This is a genomic window from Cognatishimia coralii (assembly GCF_037478305.1).
Taxonomy (GTDB): domain Bacteria; phylum Pseudomonadota; class Alphaproteobacteria; order Rhodobacterales; family Rhodobacteraceae; genus Cognatishimia; species Cognatishimia coralii.
On record NZ_JBBGAZ010000003.1, the window covers coordinates 206,671 to 232,247 of the forward strand.

Here is a 25,577-nt window from a genome sequence, read left to right on the forward strand (position 1 = left end):
ATTATTGCTCGTCAGGCTGCAGACAAACACAACATCGTTAACAAATAGCTTCCAAACTCCGAACGCGTTTGGCTCCGCACCGACTAGGCCGCTGAAAAGTAATTGTTAATCTTACTGACTTAGCCTGTGTCACAAGGTTGAGTGAGGAGCGTGGCTATGCAGCATTCGCGCGCTCTTACCGATGAGGTAGGGGTAGAAGAAAAGGGCGAGGTCATTTCAAAAGATGACCTCGTCCCTTTGAAAGTAAGCGACAGATCATTTCCCCCATGGGCATTTACATTGGGGGCTCTTTTCACGATTGCGCATCAGGTTTGTTGCTACGCACTAGCTTTGTTGGCGGTGTTTTTTGTCACCACTGTCGTGCAACAAGGCGAAGTTGGCATGGCCCCAATTCTGACAGGTATTGGCGCCGTTTTCATGCTCTGCCTCGTGGTCGTAAACTTCGCGCACACCCGCGCGCTATCGGGCTATCGAAACCTGCGAGAAGAGCACGCGGACAGAATTTCGGCCGGCTTGAGCGGTGTCATCTTTCTCGCGCTCTGCGTCGTTCATCCCCTTGCCGGAGGCGCAATTCTTGTAGGCTGCACTGTTGGGCTCCTGGCCCATATCTTGGTGTCACGGCTGGCCCGTATGGAACCTTTTTGGGAAATTCTTCCAGGCGAGGCAGTCTCTCTCTTGTCCGGTCGGGATCGCATAGGGGTGAAGCTAGCTAGCGCGGCACCCGACCAGCACGCGATGGCGACGCCCATAAATATCGCCACACTGGGCATAGCAGTGACATTTGCCTTCGCGCTCGGCAGCTATCTAATTGCCGAAAACATCCTGAATGAGGTGGCCCTGTATCCGCTGGTTCTTGCATCCGTTTGGAGCGTTGAAAACGCCCTTCGCTTTTTCACACGGACTTTCTCAAACATTCCCACAAAGGTGCTTGAGCCCGCCGAGGTGATTGGAAACCTGCAAGACCCCGAAGAGGAAGAATTCGGCCTAAGCGTTAAAAATTTGACTGTTCTAGGAGACGGGGGAACTCAGCTTTTGTCGAACCTGACCTTCGAGGCCCCACCAGGTTCTATCACGGGGATCATTGGAGAGAGCGGTTCAGGCAAAAGCCTACTACTACAATCGTTGGCTGATCCCTACGCGCTCATGGGAATGGAGGTTTCAGGCCAGATACGGTTTAACTCTTCTGATATCTGGTTACGAAGCGCCAAAGCGCGGGATGCTGCCCTTGTTTATCTGCCCGACCACCCAATTTTACTGCCTATTTCCGGCGCAGCGAACTTGTCTTGTTACGACAGCGAAGATTCCCTGCGTCGCGGCAAAGCACTCTTGGAGCGTTTGGTTTTCTCTAGCGAAATTGTAGATTCAATTTGTGACAGCTCTGATGCGACACATCTGCCTCGTTCGCAGGCACAGGCTTTGGCTTTTGCCCGCGCATTTCTCATAAGCCCCGAACTATACTTGTTTGATCGCCCCGAAGACGGGCTGACGGAAAAGCAAATTGCCGGTGTGGTCGAGCGAGTCAAACAAGAAGTCAAACTCGGCAGGTCAGTGGTCATGGCCACAGACAATAGAGCCCTGCTTGAGACCTGCGACCGATTGGTAGTGATGCAATACGGGCGCATTATTGATCAAGGGCCAGCAGAGTTGGTGCGCGACCGGATCTCGACCGGCTGGTCACGTTTCATCGGCGCACGGCAACTTGATACAGAGGAAAATCTAACGCGCTGGATCCATTCCCATTTCCGGCGTGGCCCCGAAGAGGCCAACAAACGGCGCGTGACGACTGTGGCCACCGACATGTTGACCTATTCTTGCAAAACAGCGGATCCAGGTTGGCCGGGTCTCATCACCTTTTCGTTCAAACACTTCGAAGGACATTGCGTGCTGCGCATGGAGGATCAAGACGCTCCTATAACAAGCGCGCAGTTCGAGCGCGCGCGCCAGGCGGCCAAAGAGAGCACAATATCTAAGGACATCCTGCCGCTGGCATCGATTTTTCAAAGCAGCATCGAAGTGGAAAAGAGCAGCAATATCGACCATCGTGTTTTGGAGGTCAAAATAAAGACCTTTGATCCGCGTCGCGTAAAAGCCGGAGCCAAAGATGGCGCGAAGCCCAATCCGTAGGCCATACCAGCAGGTCCCCCGAGGACGAATTCCTTTTCGAGCGGTTTTCTGGCTGTTTGCTATGGGAATATGCCTGGCGGGTATTGGGACTTTGGCCGCAAGTGCTATGAGCCAGTCGACGGTTTCGTCTAGCCGGTTGTTTAGTGGTAAAATGGCGAGCCAAATTCAGCCTGTGCAGATTCACGTTCCCGCGGATGTCGTTGTCGAAGACTTGCTCGTCACGAATGGAGAAACTGTGCGACACGGTCAAACATTGTTGACGTTTGATGTAGCGGCGATGACCTCCGCGCTGGCTGAACTGAAAGAACTTAATCTCACGGACCAGCAGACTTTAAGATGCAGCATTGATGCCCCAGTTGAAGGTGAAAAACCTGCCTTGCCAACACCGGCTGCGAAAGAACCGCGCGATTGCCAGGATATTCGTCAAGAACATCAGAATCTTATCGCCCTTTTCGCCGCGGAGAACTCCAAGTCTCAGAAAGAAATTGACCTAGTCGCGACATATCTTACCGAAGCAACAGCCGCTCATCGGCGCAACAGCGACGTCGCAAAAACTCACGCGATGTTGGACCGGATACTGGCATTGTCTCTGACAAAAGCGTCATTAGAAAATGCTCGGGACTTGGCAGAGGTAAAACACAAGCGTGCATTGAACGACCTTGCCGCAAGGCGATCAGAACTCACCGCCTCTGTACAAAAGGCCCTTCGCGAGAGGCACAAGCGTATCGCAACCCTTGAGGCCCTCATTGACACACCGCGCGTACAAGCGCCCTACTCTGGTAAAATTGTTCGGGTGAGGCGCCCTCCGAAAGGCAATGCCCTGCCCACGGGGGTCGAAGTGTTTTCGCTTCTGCCTCAGCAAGAGACCGGATATGCGGTGGAGATACCAGTAAAGGACGCCGATATCGCACTCTTTCAGGTCGGTGATCGAATCTCAGTGGAAACGATTGGCCTCCCTGCACTGGTGAACGATCTGCAGGCCGAAATCAGAGGCATTTCGCGCGAGGATCAAGGGCGGTTTTTAGTCAGGGCAAACCTGACAATCGCCGCGACCCAGACCTTGGCGGCGTCACCCTACAGCCGACAGATCGTCGCCAATTCGAGCGCTGTGAATGTGCGTGTCCATAAGGTATCTGTGACGGCAAAGGAATTCTTCTGGAAAACCCTCGCCAATGTCCTCGTTCTTGATAATGCGCCCATAGTGACCACTTTGATGGCTCAGGCCCGAGCGATGCGTGAGGAACGCGTTTTGCCAGCGTTAGTGAAGGCAAGCGCCTTTGAGCCAAGACACTAGCGTCATGGGGTAACCACGATATTTCCAGTATGCTGTTTGGCGATAAACGCCCGCTGCGCCTCGTGGAGGTCTTTTAGGTCATAAGTTGCCGCCAAAACGGGCTTGATCTGCTTGCTTTCGATGTAGCGGACCAGATTGGGCATGACTTCAGGATCGATCACGGTCGATCCGGTAAACGTCAAATCGCGCAGATAGAACGTCCGCAGGTCAAAAGACACCATCGGACCGGCAATGGCACCAGAACACGTATAGCGCCCGTCGCGTTCAAGCAGGTCTATCCAAACTGGCCAATTGTCCCCACCGACCACATCAGCCAGAACCGTGATAGACTCGGATTGCAGAAGCTGCTTCAAATTCGAAGGCGCACGCGGGAGCACGACATCCGCCCCAAGTTCGGATACTTCCGCGTGTTTGGCTTCTGAAGCCAGCGCAATGACGCGCGCGCCTCGTCGTTTGGCCAACTGAACCACCGCACCGCCGACCCCGCCAGACGCGCCTGGCACCAAAACAGTGTCGTCACCCGCCACCTTGGCCCGGGTAAGCATGCCCTCGGCAGTAGAGTATGAGCAGGAAAACGTGGCGAGTTCCGCGTCTGTGTAATCAGAGTTTACAGCAATCACGTTTTCCGCCGGAAGAACTGTATATTCGGCAAACCCGCCGTCGCGCTCGGACCCGTAGTACCCCGTTTTGGACTTGTTCAGCGGATCGTTTTTGTCGCGCAGCCAATTGTCCGTAATAACGCGTTCTCCGACGCGCGATGCTGCGACACCTTCGCCGACCATGACGATTTCGCCGCATACATCGGCCCCCTGGATCCGCGGGAATGTCACGGCAGCCCCGCCCCATGTTGCATCCTCGGAAGCCGCATCCAATGCGCCTCCGGTTGTCCCGGATTCAACTGTTTTGGAATACCATCCAGACCGCGTATTCACGTCAGTGTTGTTCAACCCGCAAGCGCGCACGCGCAGCAAGACTTCGCCAGGGCCCGGATCCGGGCGGGGCCAGTTCTCGTGCCAGACCATTTGATCCAAATCCCCATGGCCCATTGTGACCATCGCCCGCATCGTTTTTGGTAAATCCATTGCCGCACCCTTCCCTAGTTGAGACAAGGCAACCATTCTTTGACACGCGCGGCAATCCGTTTGCGCCTCAAATTTAGGTTCAAAAGCGACAGATCAGCCTTCGTTCATCACCTCGGCCAACACGCTAACCGCTAATTTGCGGGCATCTCGCGCGGATGGGATAAGCCCGATCGGCCCTCGCAGCCGCTCTAGGTCGCTCTCTGCTGTACCCAAAGCCGTCAACTGAGCGCGACGTGCTGCGGCCGAACGTTTGCTGCCTTGCGCCCCGATATAAAAGGCTTTGGATGCAAGCGCGCCTTTTAAGATTTCTGGCTCCCAGTCGTGATCGTGGAAAAACAACACCACAGCAGATCGTGCGTCAGGGGCAAAATCAGCTGGGAACCGGGCAGAGGTTAAATGACGCGTTTCACTTCCACCGTTTGCAGCTGCTTCGAGGGTTTCATGATCCGGAGAACAAAGGACATTGGGGAACCCGGCAGATTGAACAAGCGCGGCAAAAGTGACGGCCTCTGGGCCTTTCCCGAAGACGTAAAAGTAGATTTCCGGATCAAGGCGAATGTGAAACCTTCCACTGTTAATTCCCGTGTCTTGGGCCGGACCTACAGAAATGTCACGGCTTCCCAGGTCAAACGACAAGGAGCAGGGCTGACGATCGGCGAAACGCTCAGCGACGGTTTGCAAAACGCTGCGGTCAGGGTTTGGGATCAGCGTGATTTCCAACCCCCCGCCACAGGGCAGCTGAATATCTACGAAGGGCGATCCACGCCCGTATCTAACCACTTTGGACGTGTTTGCTTCAAGCGCGCGCTCAGCGTGCAAGGCGATATCTGCCTCGACACAGCCGGACGACAGCGATCCGACACGCGAGACAGAGGCCGTCAAGGCCATCATCGCACCCAAGGGACGATAGGACGGACCTTCAATGTCCGTGATAACGGCAAGAACAGCCGGTTCGCTTGTCTCTGCAAGGAACAAAACGGGAGCGATGCTGCTGCTTTCGTCAATAGGCAAAGGGGCCATGGGGGACTCAGTTCGTTGACAAGTGATGCAGTATTAGGCTGACGCCGGCAAATGGCCAAGTCACAACCTGTTTTGCTTGGTGCAAGTTCGATTTGCATATGGTGCAAGGCTCTGTGTTGCGTATGTTCGACAAAGCGCTTACGCATACGAAAAAGGGAGGCCGCCATGAATTACAATCCACGCGCAGCGCTGCGCGAACAGGCTGAATTCGCGTTTCAGCGGGGCGTTCAGGCAGCAGACCCAAAGAGGGCGACATTGGCGGCTATACACGCGCATTTCGACCCAAATCAGGTTGCTGGGGATCTCTATATCCTTGCGTTTGGCAAAGCAGCAGTAGGTATGGCGCAAGCCGCCCTTGAGGCATTGGGACCCTTTGAGCCGCGCCGTGTATTGGCGATCACGAACTATGAAAACGATACTCAATGCGACGGGATCGAGATCTTGGGCGCGGCCCATCCTGTTCCAGACGCAAAAGGGGCTGAGGCTGCTCTGTGCGCAGAGGATATGCTTCGCGACGCCAAAGACGGCGATGTCATCCTTGCGCTGGTGTCAGGTGGTGCGTCAGCATTGCTGCCAGCCCCGATTGATGGCGTGAGCCTCGCTGACAAGATAAAGGTCAATGAACTTCTGCTCGGATCAGGCTTGGACATTGGCAGCATGAACATCGTCCGCCAATCCCTGTCCCGCACCAAAGGCGGCGGGCTTTTAGCAACAGCGGCTCCGGCCCGCGTGATCAGTTTTGTTCTTTCCGATGTTTTGGGCGATGACATGCGACTCGTTGGCAGCGGCCCTACGCTGAGCCGAGCAGGCACCTCCGATGACGCTCGCGAGGTTTTGCAGTCAGCTGGGGTGTGGGAGCAATGTCCATCCTCTGTGCAGGATGCACTTTTGACGCCAAAACCACCAAAAGATCAACCGGAACCCGAAGCGCATTTGATCGGGTCAAACGGCCTCTCCCTGTCGGCTATGGCCGCTGCACTCAACGCAGACATCAGCCCAAGCCCGCTTGAAGGTGATGTCCAGGACGCCGCAGAGCGCATCGTCAGCGAAGCTCTGACACTGCCCGCGGGCAAAGCCTTGGCCTTTGGTGGAGAGACCACCGTGGTTTTGAAAGGGTCAGGCCGAGGCGGCCGGAACCAAGAGCTTGCGTTACGCGTCGCGCAAGAGGCCGAACGCAGGGGCATGCCCGGTTCATGGGTGTTTCTGAGCGGCGGCACAGACGGACGGGATGGCCCGACCGATGCCGCAGGAGGAGTCGTGGACGACCAAACGCTCGCACGTTTGGCAGAACAAGATCTGTCTTTGTCAGACTTTCTGGACCAAAACGACAGCTATAAAGCGCTTGGGGCATCCGGCGATCTATTGATCACCGGAGCGACGGGCACCAATGTCGCGGACTTACAGATATTCCTGCGCGCTGAGTGATCGCGCTTCTAGGCTTTGTTGCCGCCGGGCAAATCCGCGCATTCCGTGAACACGCGTTTCTTGCAGTTCGCGCAGATGTCGTTGTTCAACTCTTTGGTCGCGGCATCCAAGGCTTCACCCTTTGAAATATGTAGGTGGTCTTCGCCGATCTCTTCGATCACATGGAAGCGCCGCAAACTCTGCAGCAACGGCGGGAAGAGCGCAACAATGCGGAAACTACCACCGGCCGCGCGAATTTCGCGGATATGGCGGATCAAGAAGTCAGCGCCGGCCAAGTCGATTTTACCAAAACCCTTGAGGTAGAATATCACATGCGTCTGGTTAGGACGCGCCGCACGGAATTTGTCCCATTCTTCTTCGACGTGGTCGACAGATCCGAAATACAAAGGACCATCAATGCGGATTGATACGATTTGAGGGCATTCTGGGATCTTATGAGTGTCTGCGTTGCGGAATTTGCGGCGTCCTGATTTGGTTACTGCAGGTGCGCTGACGACAATAGACGGGTGAGAGCTTTCGTAGATGAACACCGCAAAGGATGCGATCACGCCGACATAGATCGCGAAATCCAGCTCGATGAACAGCCCAGCGCCAAGGGTTAAAACCAGAATGACTGTCTCGGGGCGGCTGGTTGTAATCACGTGATGCAACTCTTTGCGGTCAATCAAACGCCAGGCCACAAAGAGGATCAGACCTGCCATGGCCGGAACCGGGATGAACTTGATCAACGGGGCAAAGAGCAAAAGGATCAGGGCAAGGAACATGCTGGCAAAAACACCCGCCAGTGGCGTTTGCGCGCCACCCTCGGCGTTGACGCCAGAGCGTGTGAACGAGCCAGACCCCGCATAGCACTGAAAGAAACCGCCTACGGTGTTGGACAGGCCCTGCCCGATCATTTCTTGGTTCGCGTCAAATTTCTCGTGTCGACGCACCGCAAAAGCGCGGCCGATCGAGATGGCTTCGAGCAGGCCAACGAGTGCGATGGCAGAAGCCGCCGGCGCCAAGTCCGCCAGTTTGTTCAGGTTTTCTGTCGGTGGCGCGAAGATTGGGAAGGCCGAGGGCAATTCGCCAACCATGGCAATACCGGCCTCAGCGCCTCCCATGGCATATGCGACAGCCGCCCCCAGGATCAACGCGATCAGAAAGCCCGGCGAACGTTTAGCATAGGTCTGCAAGATCACGACGGAAATCAGAGACACCGCCGCCACAATGGTCGAAGACATATTGGTTTCAGAAATGGCTTCTCCGACGCGGATCAGACGTTCCAGAACATTGCCGCCACCTTCCACGTGTAAGCCAAGTGCACCCGCCAACTGGCTGACACCGATCAAAACAGCTGCTGCTGCGGTGAATGCGGTCATGACAGAATGAGAGACGAAGGATACAAGCCCTCCGAGTCGTGCGATCCCCGCCAGCATCTGAAAGACGCCTACCATCACGGTGAGCAACAGTGCCAATTGGATGAATTCCGCGGATCCCGGCACCGCGAGGTCTTGCAGGGTTGCAAACAATAGCGCAGAGATCGCCGTCGTCGGGCCGGAAATCATCACCATGGACGAGCCCCAAAGGGCAGCGACAACAGCGGTAATCATCGCTGTGTACAGCCCGTACTCAGGCGGCAGCCCTGCAATCGTTGCGAATGCCACGCCTTGCGGCACGACGATGGCCGCATTGGAAAATCCAGCGAAAAGATCAGCTCTCAGGCTATCCGGCGAGACTTTGTTCATCCAAAGACGCGCTGGAAATAGGCTAGATAGGCTTGGCCGCATAAGGCTTACCTCTACTTTTTGGGGACGTGGAGAGCTGTGTGCGCTCGCCTTAAGCCCGACTCGACCAAAAGGTCAACAGTTCGGGGGTCGTTTAATTGCTACGCGGAACGACGCATAGCCCCATAGTATTAGTACGATGTCCAAACCGTTGCAGTGCATCTTCGGGCGAACCCAACGCCTATCGCCCGAAAACGGCGCATAGCTTTTGACCTCTATTCAGGAATTTCAGACAGAAAACAAAGAATGCGAGATCTGGGTCCAATGCCCAAAGCCTCTTGCACCTCTGGCATCATCGCAGCGGCTATGCCCGCCCCTCCCGATGCAGTCGTGGCAAGATCCGAGGCCGCCATCTGCGGAAGGCGTTGCCTTACGTCATCGTCGCTGATCGTCAGGAAATCATCTGCGTCGCGGGCAAGGCCATTTAGAGCAATCAAAGAAGGCTCTTTGCAATCCAAACGCCCCATGATGCTGTCCGGCCCATCTGCAAAAACACAAGTGCCCGAACGCACGCTGGCCAGCAAAGCAGGCGCGGCCTCTGGTTCAACGACTATGATCCGCGGCTCGTCGCCCCAGACCTTGCGGATATAGGCCGCGACCGCTCCGGCCATGCCGCCCACGCCGGCCTGAAGGAAAACATGCGTGGGCACTTCAACGCATTGAGACACCACCTCATGGGCCATCTGTAGATAGCCTTCCATCAAGATGTACGGCAGCTCGACATAGCCTTCCCAAGAGCTGTCAGACAACAGGATCCAGCCCTGCGCCTCTGCTGCCTGAGCCGCAGCTTGCATAGATGCGGCATAATCAGCACCTTCGCGTATCACGCTGGCGCCAAAGCCTTTAAGTCGTTCTTCAAACGCAGCGGGCACTGTTTCGGCGATATAGACGACAGCCTCTGCACCGAACATGCGCGCGCCACTCGCAACGCTAATTCCATGATTGCCAGCACTCGCGGTCACATAGGTGCGCCCCTTCAACGTGTCGGCATCGGGAGCCTTGTTGAGGTCAGACGCCTGACGCGCGATCACATAGGCCGCGCCGAGCGCTTTGAAAGAGCCCAACCCCATGCGGCTTCGTTCGTCCTTGACCCAAAACGCGCCAACCGAGGCCAATCTATTCGCATCCACCAATGGCGTTGTGACATCGCCGTCGAAATGGCGCAGGAGAACCTCGACCCGCGTTTCATCCACAGAAGGAAACGGCGCGTTTTCCGCGATCTTGCCACCGCCACGCAACGTGTTTTGCAACAATTCCATTCATCGCCTCCGAGACAGCTGGCGGCCCATCAAGTCGTTCTTACAAAAACCTCAAGACAACCAGACGCCAATCTTTCGACGTTCAGGAAACATCGTAAGACTGCTCAGTCAACTTGAAACAGGACAGTGCTGAGTTTCTCTGCGGCGACAAGTAAGAGATCTTTGCGCTCGACGGCTTCGTTCAAAGTCATGCGCTGCGTTGGGCCATGGTACGCGACCGCGGCCACAAAGCGTCCCTGCGGATCAACGACTGGAACGGCAATGGCTATCATGCCGTCCATAAATTCCTCTTCGTCCAGCGCGTACCCCTGTTTGCGGATCTTGCGCAACTCGGCCAGCAACACATCAGGATCGCTGTGGGTCTTATGCGTCATCTGTTTGAGATCCAGAGACGATATTATCGCTTCGCGGTTTTTCGGTGTCAGACTGGCCAGAAACGTCTTGCCACTTGCGGTGCAATGAAACGGAACACTCGTACCGATCGGAAGCTGGATACGAAATGGCCAATCTGTTTCGACACGATCCAGATAATGCATTCCGGAATTACCCGGCGCGGCGTAGTTCACAGTTTCGCCCACCTGAGCGGCCACTTCCTTGAGGATCTGGTGACGCGCAATGTGATCTCTGGAATTGTGCAAGAGCCCAGACCCAAGGTCTCGCAACCGCCGTGCCACTTGGTACTTCTTGGCATTGCCCGGGCGCGTGAGGAACCCGTTTTCTTCCAGTGTCGCGCATAGTCTGTGGACCGTTTGCTTGGGCAGCCCAAGTTGATCATTGATCTCAGTGGCCGACATCGCCCGATCGCTTTTGCCCAATATCTCAAGGATCAACAGGGTTCTGAGGTTGGTTGGGATACGGTCGCTCTCCGACAAATCGAATGTCTCCGAAAAAAAGTTAGTGCAATTTCCGCGAATCACGATACCGTGCTTTTTTACCAAAATCGAGATTAAAAGTCTCAATTTTTGATATTTAGGTGGTAAATGAAGTTTGACTTCGTAGTTGTTGGTGCCGGCTCTGCCGGATGTGCGCTCGCGAACCGTCTGTCAGAGGACGGACGCTACAGCGTTGCGCTTGTCGAGGCAGGACCACCTGATCGCAATCCGTGGATCCATATTCCGGTCGGGTATTTCCGCACGATGGGTAACCCGAATACGGATTGGCGCTATGTCACCGAAAGCGACGCAGGGATCGCGGGTCGCGCGATTGCATGGCCGCGAGGTCGGGTTCTGGGCGGGTCAAGCTCCATCAACGGATTGCTCTATGTTCGCGGACAACCTCAGGACTATGATCACTGGGCACAGCTTGGCTGCACCGGTTGGTCCTGGGACAGTGTGAAGCCGCTCTTTATGCGTGCCGAGACCTGGCATGGCGAACATTCCAACGATGTGCGCGGCTCTGATGGTCCTCTGTCGGTTCAGGACTCGCGGCTGACGCGCGAGGTCGTCGACAAGTGGCTCGATGCGGCTGTGGCTGCGGGGTACAAGCGTACGCCAGATTACAATGGCGAAGACCAAGAGGGTGTCGGGTATTTCCAACTGACCATGAAGGGCGGACGTCGGTGTTCGTCTGCGGTAGCCTATCTGCGACCCGCAAAAGACCGTCCTAACCTGACCATCATCACGGGCGCGCAGACAGAGAAAGTCCTGATCCAAGACGGCCGCGCCATTGGTATCCGCGTGCGGCTCGGCGGCGAAATGCAAACCATCTCTGCCCGCTGCGAGGTGATCCTAAGCGCTGGCGCAATTGGTTCACCTCAGATCCTGATGCTATCGGGCGTCGGAGACCCTGAAGAGCTTAAGCCACATGGTATCGAAGTCAAAACTGCGCTGAGCGGCGTGGGGAAAAACCTGCAGGATCACCTGCAAGCGCGTCCTGTATATAAAACCGATCTCAGCACGATCAACACTGAGGCCAGCAACGTCTTCAAACAGGGTTTGATCGCGATGCAATATGCGCTGACACAGCGCGGCCCAATGACCATGGCCGCAAGCCTTGGCACCGGGTTCCTCAAGACCGAAGAGCATTTAGAGACTCCAGATATTCAGTTCCACATCCAACCATGGAGCGCGGATAAACCGGCGGATGGCCCGCATAAATTCTCGGCCTTTACGGCTTCGGTTCTGCAGTTGCGCCCGGAAAGTGCCGGACATCTGAAAATCCGCTCGGCGAGCATGGATGATCATCCGGAGATTCATCCGAACTATCTGGCGACGGACCTTGACTGCAAAACTATCGTCAAAGGCATCCAGATTGCTCGCAAGATCTCAAACACTGCCCCCCTCAAGGCGCATATCTCGGAAGAGCACGCGCCGGGTAAAGATGTGGCGTTTGATGATTTTGAAGGAACATTGGATTGGGCACGCCGTACGGCCGTGACGATCTATCACCCCACTGGCACCTGCAAGATGGGCATCGACGACAAAGCCGTCGTCGACCCTCGCCTTAAGGTCAAAGGCATCGAAGGTCTGCGCGTTGCAGACGCGTCGATCATGCCGACCATCGTCAGTGGAAACACAAATGCACCGTGCATCATGATCGGCGAGAAAGCCGCCGATCTCGTATTGGAGGATGCGAGAGCATGATGTGCGCCGCGCTATTCTTGTCGGTTTCCGGCACGGATTTCGGGTCACTTCAGACCCCAACAAACTCTGAGGCAATGCCTTCAGCCTCGGGACCAAAAAGAACGACGAAGGTTTTTAAATGGGAGGACAATAAATGTTCAAACTAAGACATGTAGCGGCAGGTGCCGCAACATTGGCGCTTATGGCGACCTCGGCGATGGCGGAAAAGGTTCTGCGCATCCAGTCGGTTTTGCCTAACACTGCAGACGAAGTCTTTATGCTGAACGAATTCGGCAAAGACGTTGCTGCTCTGACAGGTGGTTCCCTGACCATCGAAGTACTGCCAGCAGGTGCGGTCGTTGGCCCACGTGACATCATGGACGCGGTTGACGCGGGCCTGGTCGAAGGTGGCTTTGCATGGACCCACTACTGGGGTGGTAAGCACGTTGCTGCGAACCTCTTTGGTGCGCCTGTTGCGGGTGCCGGCGTCGGCATGGACAACATCGCATTCCTGAGCTGGTTCCAGTATGGCGGCGGTAAAGAGCTGTATGATCGTCTGTGGGATGAAATGGGCGTAAACGTCAAAGGCTTCATGCTGCAGCCAGTTGGCCCAGAAGCACTGGGTTGGTTCCCAGAGCCGATCAAATCCATGGATGACTTCCGTCAGATGCGGTTCCGTGCCCCTCCAGGCATGGTTGGCGCTGCTTATGCTGACATCGGTGTTCCTGCAGTCGCAATGGGCGGCGGTGACATCCTGCCAGCGCTGGAAAAAGGCACAATCGACGCAGCAGAATGGTGCTGCCCGAAGCCTGACTCCGTGTTTGGCTTCCAGAAAGTGCTGAAGCACTACTATCTGCAAGGTCTGCACCAGGTTGTTGTGAACGCCGACATGTATGTGAACGGCGACTTCTATGACTCCCTGTCTGACGTTGAGAAGAAAGCTCTGGAAGTTGCGGCAAACGCATCTCTGTCCAAGTCCATGTCCTACCGTATTCTTGAAAACGGTAAGGCTCTGAAAGACCTGACAGACAACCACGGTGTTATCCTTGAGGATACTCCAGCGGATTACTTCACCGAGTATTCTGCAGCAGCAGCGAAAGCACTGCAGGCTGCAGCGGATGAGAACGACTTCTTCGCAGAAGTTTGGGCATCCCAGCGTGCCTTTGCTGAAGTGGCTGTTCCATTCTGGGCCGGTGCTCAGACCTCGAACGCAGGTCTTGGCCGTGCCTTCGCGGACACTCTGAAATAATCACATTGGCCGGGCCTTTCGGGGCCCGGCTGTTCTTTTGCTCAAAGCGCCTCTTGGGGGCGTTTTGGCCAAAAGAATGCCGTGGGCAAATCCACGGCTTGGGGAGGGAACCACATGGCTGACGAACCAAATCCAGAAGATCTGGAAATTGCTGACGAGCTGATTGCCGAACGACGCGCTGAAGCTCCGGGAGAAACGCCCGAGGACATGTCGGCCTGGCAGCGCCCGATTACGGCGGCCATTGACGTCATCAACTATCGCGCTGGTCAGATCATCGCGCTGCTGATGGTGCCGCTGATTGTTGTGGTGGTTTATGAGGTTATTTCCCGGAACTCCTTTGCGATCCTGCAGGATGCCGGTTTCGAAGACCTTGCCCGTTCTTTGGGTTTAGGGCCAACGCTGTGGGTCTATGACACCAGCCGGATGATTGCGGGCGTGCTCTTTATGGCCGCCGCGGGCTATGGCCTGATGCGCGGCGTGCACATTCGCGCCGATTTCCTTTACAGGAACTGGTCGAGCAAGACGCAGGCGACAGTGGATGCCTTGCTGTACCTCTTGTTCTTCATGCCTTCGATGATTTTCTTCACCATCGTTGCCAGCCAATTCTGGTGGCTTGCCTATTCTACGGGCGAGACCATGGCGATCGACAGTGCTTGGGGCCCGCTACTGTGGCCGGCACGGACCGCGATGCCGGTCGGTGGCTTCCTCTTGATGCTGCAGGGTATTCCCGAGATTTTCCGAGCCTTCCATAAGATGGGCAAAGAGCGCGAGAAGCTGTTTGTCCGCGCCCTACCCGTCTATGTGATTGCACTGGCATGGCTGATCCTCGCAATCTTTGCGCCACAACTGGTGCCGGGTGGCGAATGGTTCACGGATCTGATGAGTGCACGTCCTGAACTCGATAAACCGACCATCGGTCTGATCATGCTCTTCGCGATGCTCTTCGTGATCTTCATCGGCTTCCCGATTTCCTTCACGCTGATCTTCTTGGCCTTTGTTTTCGGCATCTGGGGCGCGAACTTTAAGCTCACCACCCTGCTGATGACGCTGAACACCAACTCCACCATGCTGAATGACCAGCTGATGGCGGTGCCGCTGTTCGTCCTCATGGGGATCGTCATGGAGGCTGCTGGCCTGATGGAGCGGCTCTTTGCCTCGATCCAGATGATCATGGCGCGGGTACGCGGTGCCTTGTTCATTGCGGTTCTGATCGTTTCGACGATCTTTGCGGCGGCCACTGGTATTGTGGGCGCGTCGGTGACGCTCTTGGGCATCATGGCGGGCGCAACGATGAGCCGGTCTGGCTATAACGTTCAGCTTGCCGCCGGTACGATCACAGCCGGTGGTACGCTTGGCATTCTGATCCCACCGTCGATCATGCTGATCGTTATGGGGCCCGTGCTTGAGGTCTCGACGCTCGACCTGTTCCGGGGTGCGTTCATTCCGGGCGCGTTGTTGGCGTCGCTCTATCTGCTCTACACATTGGGGCGCTGCTGGTTGAACCCTGAACTCGGCCCGATTTTGGCCGACGAAGACCAACCAGAGACGTCAAAGTTCTATGGCGCAGAAGTTGCCCTGATCTGTCTGGGTGTTCTGACTGTTTGCCGCGTCTTTGGTCTGAGCCTTGGTGGCGCCTTTGCTGGCACCGTGCCCTTCGCAGGCTTGATCGTTCTGGCGATTGTGCTGGCAGTCGCTTACGCAGCCTACCGTCGCCTGAACGTGCTACGCATCGTCGTGCCAATCGCGGTCATCTTCCATCTCTATATGATCACCGCGAATATGGCGGGCGGCGAACTGCCGATCTGGTCCACGATCTTCGGAGCCTTCACCGTGCTCCTGGCGATCTTGGGGCGTCCGATCTACAGCCGCGAAGCCGATGAGTCCTTCTACTTCTCGGATCTTTGGGATGAGTTCTTTGCAGGCCTTATGCCACCCACCATCCTGATCTCCTTTGCTTTGGGTTCGATCCTCTTGGGCCTCGCAACCCCTGCAGAAGCGGCGGCGATGGGCGCGTTCGGTGCGATCCTTCTGTCGATTGGCTATCGCAAGTTCACGATCCCAAGCTTCTTTGATAGCCTGATCAAAGCGCTCGAGATCACGGTTCTGATCATGTTCCTTGTGGCCGCGTCCAACTTCTTTGGCGCGCAGTTCTCGGCTCTTGGAACACCTAAGATGATGACAGAACTCCTGCTGGGTCTGGATATGTCACCCTATCTGATCCTGATCCTCGTGATGGCGCTGATCTTCCTTCTGGGTTGGCCGCTGGAGTGGGTGCCGATCGTTCTGATCGTTGTCCCGATCCTGTTGCCTACCGTTGAGGCGCTCGATGTCTATGGACTGGATCGCTATGACATGATGGTCTGGTTCGGGATCCTGGTTGCGGTGAACTTGCAAACCGCCTGGCTTTCGCCGCCCGTGGCCCTCTCGGCCTACTTCCTGAAGGGCGTTGTGCCGAACTGGGATCTTAAGGACATCTATCTGGGCATGATGCAGTTCATGTTGGTGCAGCTCTTTGGTCTGATCCTGCTGTTCCTCTTCCCGCAGCTCGTGCTCTGGCTCCCAGAAGTCATGTCGGGGAATTAAGACATGAGCGCACAACGCAGCACTGTGTCCTACCTCAAATGGCCGCTCATCGTGACGGTGATCGGTCTGGGGCTCTCTGGGTGGCTCGGTTTTGCCACCGAGGGAGACATGCGGGGCATCATGTCCTTCCTCTTTGTGGGGGCGGTTCTGGCGGCACTGGAGATCGCGTTGTCGTTTGACAATGCGATCGTCAATGCCAACAAGCTCGAAGAGATGACGCCAGTCTGGCAAAGACGGTTTCTGACCTGGGGGATTTTGATTGCGGTCTTTGGTATGCGGATCGTCTTTCCGCTGGCAATTGTCGCAATCTTTGCCTGGATCAATCCTTTTGCGGCTATGCACCTCGCGCTCGCGGATCCGGATGAATATTCGCGGATCATTGGCAAAGCCCATGGGCCGATCTCTGCCTTTGGCGGCACCTTCCTGATGATGGTGGCGCTCAAGTTCTTCATTGATGAAGACAAGTCGGTGGATTGGGTCAAAAGCGTCGAACGCCAACTGCGCAAATGGGGCTCGATCAGAGGGTTTGAGATCGCCTTGGTTTTGGTGATCGTTCTGGTCATCGCGCAATACCTGCCGGACTATAAAATTGCGCCCTTCCTGACCTCTGCGGTCATGGGCCTGTTGGTGTTTACTCTGGTCGACGGTCTGGGCACCTACCTCGACAATATCGCGGGCAAGACCGCAGAGATCGGGGCCAAAGGCGGGCTGGGCGCTTTCCTTTATCTCGAGGTCTTGGACGCAAGCTTCTCGTTTGACGGGGTCATCGGGGCCTTTGCTCTGACCGCCAATATCCTCTTGATCGCCATCGGTCTGGGCATTGGCGCGATGTATGTTCGCTCTATGACCATCATGCTGGTGGAACGCGGCACGCTGGCCGAGTTCCGGTATCTCGAGCACGGCGCCTTCTATTCCATCTTTGCACTGTCGATTGTGATGTTCCTGCAATCGCTGACCCATGTGCATGAACTCATCACCGGAGGCGTCGGCATCGGCCTGATCGGCTTGGCCTTTTACGCCTCTATTATTCACAACAAACGGGAAGCCTAAGCTTTCGCCAAGAAAAGGACGGGCCTATGGCACGAAACTATCTGAAAAAGGCCGCTCTGACCTCGCGTTCTGACGCAGGCGAGACGACGGCCATCGTTGCAGGCATCCTTGCGGACATCGAAGAACGCGGCGAAGAAGCTGCGCTGGAGTACGCAAAGAAGTTCGACAAATACGATGGCAATGTGCAGCTGACGCCCGAGGAAATCGAGGCCGCAAGTGCGCTTGTGCCTGAGAAGCTGAAAGAAGATATCCTCTTTGCCCGCGACAACATCCGCCGTTTTGCCGAAGTGCAAAAGGGCACGGTGTCTGACGTAGAGTACGAGGTGAACCCAGGCTTCATAGCTGGTCAAAAGGCGATTCCAGTGGCAGCGGCAGGCTGTTACGTGCCTGCAGGTCGCTATCGTCACATCGCCAGTGCCATCATGACTGTGACCACAGCCAAAGTGGCGGGCTGCGAGCACATTACCGTATGTTCTGCCCCTCAACCCGGTGTCGGACTCTATCCCGCGATTGTCTATGCTGCCCATGTCTGTGGCGCGGATAAAATCATGGCTATCGGAGGCGTTCAGGGCGTGGCCTCTATGGCCTTCGGTCTCTTTGGACAGCCCACAGCCAATATCATCGTCGGGCCCGGCAATCAGTTTGTAGCAGAGGCCAAACGCACACTCTATGGTCGCGTTGGCATCGACATGATCGCAGGGCCTACGGACAGCCTTATTCTTGCGGACAAAGACGCAGACCCTCATATCGTCGCGACCGATTTGGTCAGTCAGGCAGAGCATGGCTATAACTCTCCGGTTTGGCTGGTCACCGACCATCAGCCCCTGGCCGAAGACGTCTTGGCCCGGGTGCCTGACCTGATTGCCAAACTGCCAGAACTAAACCGCGAAAACGCTGAAGCTGCGTGGCGCGACTACGCAGAAGTCATCGTGTGTGACGACCGCGAAGAAATGGCCGCCACCTCTGACGATTATGCGCCAGAGCACCTCACCGTGCAGGCCGCGGACCTGGATTGGTGGCTAGAGCGGCTGAGCTGCTATGGGTCTTTGTTCTTGGGCGAAGAAACCACCGTATCCTACGGTGACAAAGCGGCTGGCACGAACCACGTGCTGCCAACTTCAGGTGCGGCCAGCTATACGGGTGGCCTAAGCGTGCACAAATTCATGAAGATCGTCACCTGGCAACGCGCTACCCGCGAAGGTGCCAAGCAAGTCGCCCAAGCCACAGCGAGAATTTCACGGCTGGAAGGCATGGAGGGCCATGCCTTGGCCGCAGACGTGCGACTGGCGAAATACTTCCCAACCGAGAACTTTGATCTTAGCGCTGAGGGCTAAGCCAGCGGAGTTTTCGTTCATCAAATAGAAAGGGCAACGGATGTATAAAAAGATACTCGTACCTTTGGCACTGGACCACGGCATTTCCCCACAAACTTTGGGAGCCGCTCAAGCGTTGTTGTCGGAGGGCGGTGAAATTACGGCCCTTCATGTCTATGAAATCCCGCGCGGCACCGTCAGCACCTATTTGCGCGAGGACGCAATTGAATATGGTCTCGATGCCGCTGAGAAGTTGTTGAAACAAAAAACACAGGATCTGGAGGGCGTGAAGGCAGAAGTCATAAACGGCCACGCCTATCGTTCGATCATCGAGTATGCCGATAGCGGGCAGTTTGATTGTATCGTGATCGGATCCCACAAACCGGGCGTGAGTGATTTCCTCATGGGTTCTACAGCAGCAAAAGTTGTGCGCCACGCAGCCTGTGCTGTGCATGTTCACCGCATGCGGTAGGATCGGCCAAAGACATTTGCTAAGCTTAATTCGACCCTAGCTTTGGGCCGCCATTGCTTTGGTGCATGCGGCATACCACTTGGGTGTCGATCAATGACTTTCGTTTATTTGGAAATGGTGCCCGGGGGCGGAATCGAACCACCGACACGAGGATTTTCAATCCACTGCTCTACCCCTGAGCTACCCGGGCACGGGTGAACATCTCTGTTCGGGTTTCGGCGTTCTATGACAGGGGGCGGGGGCTGTCCAGAGGCTAATTTAAAAAAATTAGTGCAAGCGATCTGAGGGGTTAGATTGTGCCTCGGCATCTTCGGAAAACGGGTCCTCCTCGCGGGCTGGCACGGCATAGTCTTCATTCAGCCATTTGGCCAAGTCGATGTCCGCACAGCGCTTGGAGCAAAAGGGGCGATAGGGTTTTTCCGTGGGCTTTTGGCAGATTGGGCAAGTCATGCGAGCAACTCCGCAAGCGGGAGGCGTTCGCGTTTGCGTTGCAGTTCGAAATGCCCCAAAGGTGTCCAGCCAGCGAGAATGGTTTCGATCTGATCGGCTTTGAAAGCCGCACGGAGCGAGGTTTCAAAGGCGCGACGGTCCTTTTTGGGCATAGGGGCGAGGTCGAGTGTGATCTGGCCGCCTAACCCGCGCAGGCGGAGTTGGCGTGGAAGGTCTTTGGCAGCGGCAATATTGGCCCTGAGGGTCGCCGCAGGCGACGTATCGGTGCCGGTGTTGACGTCGACGGCCACAAGGGCGCGGGTCGGTTCCACAAACATGAAAGCGCCATTGCCGAGAGGGACGCGCGGGGATTGCAGATCTTCGAGTGCGTCGAGCACACCCAGAGCATCAAAGGACCCCTCTTCAGTCACGACATCTGCGGGTTCGGTCCATTCCCGCCACGCGGTGACATGTGGGCCGTCGCCGTCTGTGAGCTTTTCGGCAGGGCCTTCGGCATCGGCCAGAACATTGCGCGCCATGACTTGCATTTCGGCGATATCCTCAGCGATCGCGTCGCTCTCTTCCTCGGTGCAACTGGAACGCAGGATCAGGCCTTGGGCGTCATCCTCCAGCACGCTATGGGCGATGCCCTTGAGCGTGTCACGTAGGTCATCGTCGCGAATAGAACGGCTGACATTCACCCCCGGAGCCCCAGGCGTGACAATCGCATAGCGACTTTTGAACAAGAGCTTTTGGGTCACCGGAATGGCTTTGCCGTCCTCGGCATAACCTGTGACCTGCACAAGCAGGCTCTGGCCTTGCGAGAGGCCTTTGACCTGACGCAGGAAGACATTGCCATCGGGCGTTTTCAAGAACATTCCGCCCTGCCCTTTCACGGGGCGGTCGGCCACCGCTCGATAGATCGTACCGGGGCGCGGGGCGTCTCCGTCGATCAGGAAATCATGCAGCTTGCCATTGACCATGAGGGCGGCGGCTTCGCGCCCGTCGAGGTGGTCAAGGATGATCTGACGGCCCTTCATGGCGTGTCCTTATAAAGTGGGTAACCCGCCGCCTGCAAAAGCGCTGCGGTTTCGGCCAAAGGCAGACCGACGATGCCGGTAAAGGATCCGGAAATCCATGGAATGAAAGCCCCTGCTGGACCCTGAATCGCATAGCCTCCGGCTTTGCCCTGCCAGTCGCCTGAGGCGAGATAGGCGTTGAGCTCATCGTCGGAGAGGCGCTTCATTTTGGCCTCGCTCACAACATCGCGCTGCCAGACATCCGAGCCCTTACGCACCACAACAGAGGTGATGATCCTATGGCGACGCCCGCCAAGCGAGATCAGAAATTCCGCAGCTTGGCCTGCATCCTCGGGTTTGCCCAGAATGCGACGCCCCAACGCGACTGTTGTATCCGCACAAAGCACGATGTCACCGTCGCCCGCCTCTGTGGCAAGCGCTTTCTCGCGCGCAATCCGACTGCAATAGGGTTTGGGAAGCTCGCCCTTAAAAGGCGTTTCATCAATATCGGGCGGCCGAATGTCGTCCGGCGTCACCCCGATCTGCGCCAGCAATTCACGGCGGCGCGGGCTGCCGGATCCGAGGATCAAACGCATACCACGGACTCCAGCAAGTTTGGCTTATTTAAAGCGATAGTTGATCCGGCCCTTGGTCAGATCATAGGGGGTCATTTCCACCTGAACTTTGTCGCCCGCAAGAACACGGATGCGGTTCTTGCGCATTTTGCCTGCCGTATGTGCGATGATCTCATGGCCGTTTTCCAGCTCGACCCGAAACGTCGCATTTGGCAGGAGTTCCTTTACGACACCGGGAAATTCGAGCAATTCTTCCTTGGCCATGGTCTCTCCATTGATAAACACCCACCATGCGTGGGCGGCCCCTAAATGGGCGCAAATTTACATGTTTACAAGGGGAATCTAGCGCAATTGCCGAGTAATCGCCATGCTGTCGCGCGGAATCTGCTCTTGCCAGTGCTTGCGATTCAGAACGCGCCCATCCCGACGCACCTCGGCGATCTGGGCAAGGTCGACCTCGGCATAGGTCCAACCGGGCTGGTTCAATTGGCCTTCTGCGATCACGCCTGTGTCCGGCAAACCCTTGTCGGGCGGGCAAAAAACGCCCCCTGCCCCAACGTTGGCATCTACAGAGGGTGTCCAGGCAGCATCGCCCACAGTTGAGGCCATCACCGTCACGCATTGCTGCTCAAGCGCGCGGGACATCGCGCCTATACGCACACGCCAATATCCCGAGAGGGCATCCGTGCAAGACGGCACCAAGATCACATCACACTCAGACAAGGCGCGCCCAAGCAAGGGAAACTCGCTGTCATAGCAGATCAGGATCCCGATAGTGCCGAAATCCGTCTCGATCACTTGCAACGGATCGCCTGATTGAATGCCCCAGTCTTCGCGTTCAAAGCGCGTCATGATCTGCTTGTCTTGAGCAACCATCGCGCCACTTGGAGCAAAGAACCTGCTTTGGTTTACAGGGCGAGCGCCCTGTCCCAAGACAGGCGCGGACGCTGCCAGAATATAGCTGCCAGTTTCTTGCGCTAACCTTGCGTGCAATTGATCCACATCGTCGATACGCTCTGCTACCGCCCGCAAGGATCCCTGCAAGTCAGCGGCCACCTCTTTACCCGCCAAAGACGCCAGCTCCATGGCACCATATTCCGGAAAGACCAGCAACCGACTGCCAGCACCAGTGGCCTCATAGACCCAACTGCTCAGCTTTTCTTCAAACTGAGACCACCTCTCGAGCCAATCGATTGGATAGGCCGCCGTTGCGATTTTTGTCACGTCTTATTCCTTAACCCGTTGCGCTAAGACTAGTTGGCGCAAGCGATTGGGTCATCCGTAAACTCAAGGCCTCGCAAAATGCTTTAAGCTGTGTCGATGGCCGCGACTTCTTCGGCTTCGCTATCCTCATCCGAAGCAATCGAAACGTGATACTCAGAAAACGCCTGATCTCTGATCTTTTTGACGCTTTGGTATTCCGGGCTGCCAAACACGCTTTCGACCGCAGCGCGGTCAGGATATTTCACAATCATCACGGTCTTGGCAGGCCGATGGCCCACCACAACCTCATTCACCGTAAAGCGTTTGACGATTTCAGCACCCGCACGTTCCAGCAATGGGCCGGTGATCCGGAAATACTCTCCCAAAGCGAAGGGTTCGTCTTCATTAACACTCACAAGTGCGACAACAGTCACAGTCATAGTTCATCCCCGATTAAAGCCTTTTAGCCGCGTATCTCAGGATCTTTCCCGGAAAGAGGCCTTAGGCGTACTCTTTACATACTACTATTTGAATGTGAACTTCAGCAATTCGAAAGACCAGAAAACATGACCTTCCAAAACGTGACGTTAATTCAATTGTTAAAATATTCAAGCCAAGGGTAACTCGACACAACCCTAAAGGGAGCGCACCCAAAATTGCAGCCGCTTCTCAGTTTCTTGCAACTGATCAACGTCCTTCCAATTGAATGACGCCTGCACGTCATCCATAGGTCGATACCCCCGACCACGCCAAAACGCATCAAGCGGACGATAGCCTTTCGGGCGAAGTGGATGATTCTCGGGGCGTTGCACTGCGCAAAAGCAGATGGTTTTGAACCCTAAAGACCGCGCGTGTGCTTCGCGATGGTCAAAGAACTTATGCCCCAGCCCATGTCCGCGATATTGTGGCAAAAGGACGGACTCAGCACAGTAAAACATGTGTTCCAGGGCAATATACTGACCTTCGAACGCCGCGCCAAAATCATCGGAATGATCTTGCATAGGCGTTCCGGTCGACACGCCTACCAAACGCGACCCATCGAAAGCACCCACCACAACAGACTTCGCACTGTCGCGATACACACTAAGGTAGTCTCGCTCATAGGCTAGAGAGCCGTCATACAGATAAGGCCAGTCGCGAAAAACCGTGATCCGAAGCTGCGCAATTTCCTCCAAAGCCGCATCGAATTCAGCGCGATCAAGCACACGAGTGGTCAGCATCAGCCCTCCGATCAAGCAGTGGTTCAGGCACTGCCCCATTGCGCTTTGAGCTGCGCAATGATTTCGTCGCGGGTCTTGCGATAGGCGTCCAGTTTGCTTTCCCGCGTTTCCCCGGTCGAGGTCGGGTCGCTGGTGTCCCAGAACAGAACATCCAAATGAAACAGCTTGGTTAGCTCTTTAGCACGCGCATAGCTTGCGGGGCTTAGAGCGATGATCATGTCAAAGCTTGAGAGCTGGTCGCCAAATTGCTCCATCTCTTCGAATGACCGGGATTGATGACGCGCAAGTTCGACATCAATTTCACGGCAGACCGTGATCGCAAAACCGTCGATCTCAAGATCATTCTTCAAGCCCGCCGATTGCACATAGGTTTCCATGCCAAACAGCTGCTTCATAATTCCCTCAGCCATCGGCGAGCGGACCGCATTGTGGTCGCAGCAAAACAGAACCGATTGAGGGAGCTCTTGCGTCATGCCCTAGCCGCCGAAGTGCAACACGCAAATCAAGGTAAACAGGCGGCGGGCCGTGTCATTATCAACATCCGCCTTGTTCTCCAAACGCTCGGCCAAGATCCGGGCCCCTTCGTTGTGGATGCCGCGGCGCGCCATATCGATGGTTTCGATCTGGCTGGGCGGCATGTTTTTCACAGCATCAAAATAGCTTTCGCAGATCTGCCAATAGTCCTTGACCACCTGACGGAACGGCGACAGCGACAGATGGAACTCGGCGGCTTTGTCGCCTCCTTCGGTTTCGATGTCAAAAACCAGACGTTTGTCGCGAATGGCCAACTCGACCGCATAGGGGCCGTCGGGCACGGTGCGGTCATCGCGGCTTGGCAAGGCAAAGGTGTTGTCTTCGATCAGATCAAACATGGCGACACGGCGCTCTTGTTCGATTTCCGGCGTGGGCGGAGGCAAGTTGCGATCGTCGATTTCAATACGGCTGATACGGCTCATAGCGGATATCTACTCTTTTTCTCGCAACAGGCATAGCTTGACGCGAGAGCTCAAGCAATGCTGCATTGCGGCGCAGGTAGTTTTTCGGGCAAGATCACCCGTGTTACGTAGGGAACGGCAACGACATGGCAGATTTGGACGTATTTTCTCTGAATGGGCAACGGGCACTGGTGACAGGCAGCAGCTCGGGGCTTGGCTTTTCGATCGCATCCCTTTTGGCGAAATCGGGCGCCGAGGTTTGGGTCAATGGCCGAAATGCAGGTTCCGTTGCCGAAGCTGTTGCAGAGATTGGAGAGAACGCGTGTCCCGCTGTATTCGACGTTGCCGATGAAACAGCGCGCGATGCGTTCATGGCGCAGATGGTCGCCGAGGGCGGGCTGGACATTCTGATCAACAACGTCGGACTTCGTGATCGCCGCACGCTGGACCAATTTACGAAAGACGATATCCAACGGCTGCTTGACGTGGATCTGGTGACGCCGTTTCAACTGGCACAAGCTGCGGCCAAACAGATGCGGGCCAAAGGCTATGGCCGTATCGTTAACATATCGTCAATTGCGGGTCTCATCGCTCAATCAGGTGACGCGCTTTATACGACGGCCAAAGGCGGCATCAACGGCATGACCAAGGCACTGGCTGCAGAGCTCGGCCCCCATGGCATCAACGTCAATGCGGTCGCGCCGGGTTTTTTCAAGACCGCGCCAAATGCCGCTGCAAGCACCGATCCGGCACTCGCGGAAAAATTAAAGGCGGCAAGTGCACTAGGGCGCTGGGGAGAGCCCGAGGAACTCGCACCTGTGGTTCTGATGCTGGCCTCGCCCGCAGCATCCTATCTGACCGGCCAGATCATTGCGGTCGACGGCGGCTATACCGCCCACTACTAGGCCGTACAATTTTATGCGTTTCATTAACCCTTTGTTAGGGGCTCACAGGCATAACCATAGAGCGGTACAGGCGGGGACGCCGATGGCCGTGCC

24 protein-coding genes and 1 tRNA gene are annotated in these 25,577 nt (G+C 56.0%); 10 read left to right on the top strand and 15 right to left on the bottom strand.

Annotation, left to right across the window (positions count from 1 at the left end):
- Positions 1-156 precede the first annotated feature (156 nt).
- Positions 157-2,124: an ATP-binding cassette domain-containing protein gene (locus WG622_RS08440; protein ID WP_339403190.1), complete on the top strand. Its 1,968-nt coding sequence runs from the start codon at positions 157-159 to the stop codon at positions 2,122-2,124.
- 106 nt (positions 2,125-2,230) lie between these two features.
- A complete protein-coding gene (locus tag WG622_RS08445; RefSeq protein WP_339403191.1) occupies positions 2,231-3,418 on the top strand; it encodes an HlyD family secretion protein in 1,188 nt (395 codons plus the stop codon).
- A gap of 2 nt (positions 3,419-3,420) precedes the next feature.
- On the opposite strand, the gene WG622_RS08450 is transcribed toward WG622_RS08445, so the two are convergent.
- Both WG622_RS08450 and WG622_RS08455 read right to left on the bottom strand, forming a co-directional pair.
- The gene (locus WG622_RS08450; RefSeq protein ID WP_339403192.1) at positions 3,421-4,500 is read right to left on the bottom strand and encodes an alcohol dehydrogenase family protein; all 1,080 of its coding nucleotides are present in this window, start codon (positions 4,498-4,500) and stop codon (positions 3,421-3,423) included.
- Positions 4,501-4,593: 93 nt separating this feature from the next.
- A complete protein-coding gene (locus WG622_RS08455) occupies positions 4,594-5,520 on the bottom strand; it encodes an XdhC family protein (protein ID WP_339403193.1) in 927 nt (308 codons plus the stop codon).
- Positions 5,521-5,685: 165 nt separating this feature from the next.
- Here WG622_RS08455 and WG622_RS08460 point away from each other — a divergent pair, with 165 nt between their 5' ends.
- Complete coding sequence (locus tag WG622_RS08460) at positions 5,686-6,945, top strand: glycerate kinase type-2 family protein (protein ID WP_339403194.1); 1,260 nt, start codon at positions 5,686-5,688, stop codon at positions 6,943-6,945.
- Positions 6,946-6,953: 8 nt separating this feature from the next.
- Here WG622_RS08460 and WG622_RS08465 read toward each other — a convergent pair whose 3' ends face one another.
- The 3 genes from WG622_RS08465 to WG622_RS08475 all read right to left on the bottom strand — a co-directional run bounded on the left by WG622_RS08465 (position 6,954) and on the right by WG622_RS08475 (position 10,842).
- The gene (locus WG622_RS08465; RefSeq protein WP_339403195.1) at positions 6,954-8,672 is read right to left on the bottom strand and encodes a SulP family inorganic anion transporter; all 1,719 of its coding nucleotides are present in this window, start codon (positions 8,670-8,672) and stop codon (positions 6,954-6,956) included.
- Between the two features lie 254 nt (positions 8,673-8,926).
- A complete protein-coding gene (locus tag WG622_RS08470; protein WP_339403196.1) occupies positions 8,927-9,970 on the bottom strand; it encodes a pyridoxal-phosphate dependent enzyme in 1,044 nt (347 codons plus the stop codon).
- Between the two features lie 104 nt (positions 9,971-10,074).
- Positions 10,075-10,842, bottom strand: coding sequence for an IclR family transcriptional regulator (locus WG622_RS08475; RefSeq protein WP_209355540.1), 768 nt, complete (start codon positions 10,840-10,842; stop codon positions 10,075-10,077).
- A gap of 108 nt (positions 10,843-10,950) precedes the next feature.
- Between WG622_RS08475 and WG622_RS08480 the strand changes: the two genes are divergently transcribed.
- The 6 genes from WG622_RS08480 (at position 10,951) to WG622_RS08505 (ending at position 19,198) form a co-directional block, all read left to right on the top strand.
- Positions 10,951-12,552 carry a GMC family oxidoreductase gene (locus tag WG622_RS08480; RefSeq protein WP_339403197.1) on the top strand — a complete coding sequence of 534 codons (1,602 nt, stop codon included), beginning with the start codon at positions 10,951-10,953 and terminating at the stop codon, positions 12,550-12,552.
- A 133-nt stretch (positions 12,553-12,685) separates the two neighbouring features.
- Positions 12,686-13,780, top strand: coding sequence for a TRAP transporter substrate-binding protein (locus tag WG622_RS08485; protein ID WP_209355538.1), 1,095 nt, complete (start codon positions 12,686-12,688; stop codon positions 13,778-13,780).
- Positions 13,781-13,894: 114 nt separating this feature from the next.
- Positions 13,895-16,363, top strand: coding sequence for a TRAP transporter large permease subunit (locus tag WG622_RS08490; protein WP_339403198.1), 2,469 nt, complete (start codon positions 13,895-13,897; stop codon positions 16,361-16,363).
- 3 nt (positions 16,364-16,366) lie between these two features.
- Positions 16,367-17,413, top strand: a complete 1,047-nt coding sequence (locus tag WG622_RS08495; protein WP_339403200.1) for a DUF475 domain-containing protein — start codon at positions 16,367-16,369, stop codon at positions 17,411-17,413.
- 26 nt (positions 17,414-17,439) lie between these two features.
- Entirely contained in the window at positions 17,440-18,747 is a 1,308-nt protein-coding gene (gene hisD, locus WG622_RS08500; protein ID WP_339403201.1) for a histidinol dehydrogenase, read from the top strand.
- A 40-nt stretch (positions 18,748-18,787) separates the two neighbouring features.
- A complete protein-coding gene (locus WG622_RS08505) occupies positions 18,788-19,198 on the top strand; it encodes a universal stress protein (protein ID WP_339403202.1) in 411 nt (136 codons plus the stop codon).
- A 115-nt stretch (positions 19,199-19,313) separates the two neighbouring features.
- Here the strand turns inward: WG622_RS08505 and WG622_RS08510 are convergent.
- The 10 genes from WG622_RS08510 to WG622_RS08555 all read right to left on the bottom strand — a co-directional run bounded on the left by WG622_RS08510 (position 19,314) and on the right by WG622_RS08555 (position 24,600).
- Positions 19,314-19,388, bottom strand: a tRNA-Phe gene (locus WG622_RS08510).
- Between the two features lie 77 nt (positions 19,389-19,465).
- Complete coding sequence (locus tag WG622_RS08515) at positions 19,466-19,648, bottom strand: DNA gyrase inhibitor YacG (protein WP_339403203.1); 183 nt, start codon at positions 19,646-19,648, stop codon at positions 19,466-19,468.
- Positions 19,645-20,667, bottom strand: a complete 1,023-nt coding sequence (locus WG622_RS08520) for a ribonuclease E/G (protein ID WP_339403204.1) — start codon at positions 20,665-20,667, stop codon at positions 19,645-19,647. The genes WG622_RS08515 and WG622_RS08520 overlap by 4 nt, the downstream gene beginning before the upstream one ends.
- Positions 20,664-21,242 carry a Maf family protein gene (locus WG622_RS08525; protein ID WP_339403205.1) on the bottom strand — a complete coding sequence of 193 codons (579 nt, stop codon included), beginning with the start codon at positions 21,240-21,242 and terminating at the stop codon, positions 20,664-20,666. The genes WG622_RS08520 and WG622_RS08525 overlap by 4 nt, the downstream gene beginning before the upstream one ends.
- 24 nt (positions 21,243-21,266) lie before the next feature.
- Positions 21,267-21,485, bottom strand: a complete 219-nt coding sequence (gene infA, locus WG622_RS08530) for a translation initiation factor IF-1 (RefSeq protein WP_007205486.1) — start codon at positions 21,483-21,485, stop codon at positions 21,267-21,269.
- Positions 21,486-21,563: 78 nt separating this feature from the next.
- On the bottom strand, positions 21,564-22,445 hold the full coding sequence (locus WG622_RS08535; protein ID WP_339403209.1) for a carbon-nitrogen hydrolase family protein: 882 nt from the start codon (positions 22,443-22,445) through the stop codon (positions 21,564-21,566).
- An 83-nt stretch (positions 22,446-22,528) separates the two neighbouring features.
- Positions 22,529-22,864 carry a DUF1330 domain-containing protein gene (locus WG622_RS08540; protein WP_209355512.1) on the bottom strand — a complete coding sequence of 112 codons (336 nt, stop codon included), beginning with the start codon at positions 22,862-22,864 and terminating at the stop codon, positions 22,529-22,531.
- Between the two features lie 195 nt (positions 22,865-23,059).
- Complete coding sequence (locus tag WG622_RS08545) at positions 23,060-23,644, bottom strand: GNAT family N-acetyltransferase (protein ID WP_339403210.1); 585 nt, start codon at positions 23,642-23,644, stop codon at positions 23,060-23,062.
- A 23-nt stretch (positions 23,645-23,667) separates the two neighbouring features.
- Entirely contained in the window at positions 23,668-24,117 is a 450-nt protein-coding gene (locus WG622_RS08550; protein WP_339403211.1) for an arsenate-mycothiol transferase ArsC, read from the bottom strand.
- 3 nt (positions 24,118-24,120) lie between these two features.
- Positions 24,121-24,600 (bottom strand): UPF0262 family protein, encoded by a 480-nt coding sequence (locus tag WG622_RS08555; RefSeq protein WP_339403212.1) that lies wholly within the window; start codon positions 24,598-24,600, stop codon positions 24,121-24,123.
- 125 nt (positions 24,601-24,725) lie between these two features.
- Here WG622_RS08555 and WG622_RS08560 point away from each other — a divergent pair, with 125 nt between their 5' ends.
- Entirely contained in the window at positions 24,726-25,484 is a 759-nt protein-coding gene (locus WG622_RS08560) for an SDR family oxidoreductase (protein ID WP_339403213.1), read from the top strand.
- Positions 25,485-25,577 lie beyond the last annotated feature (93 nt).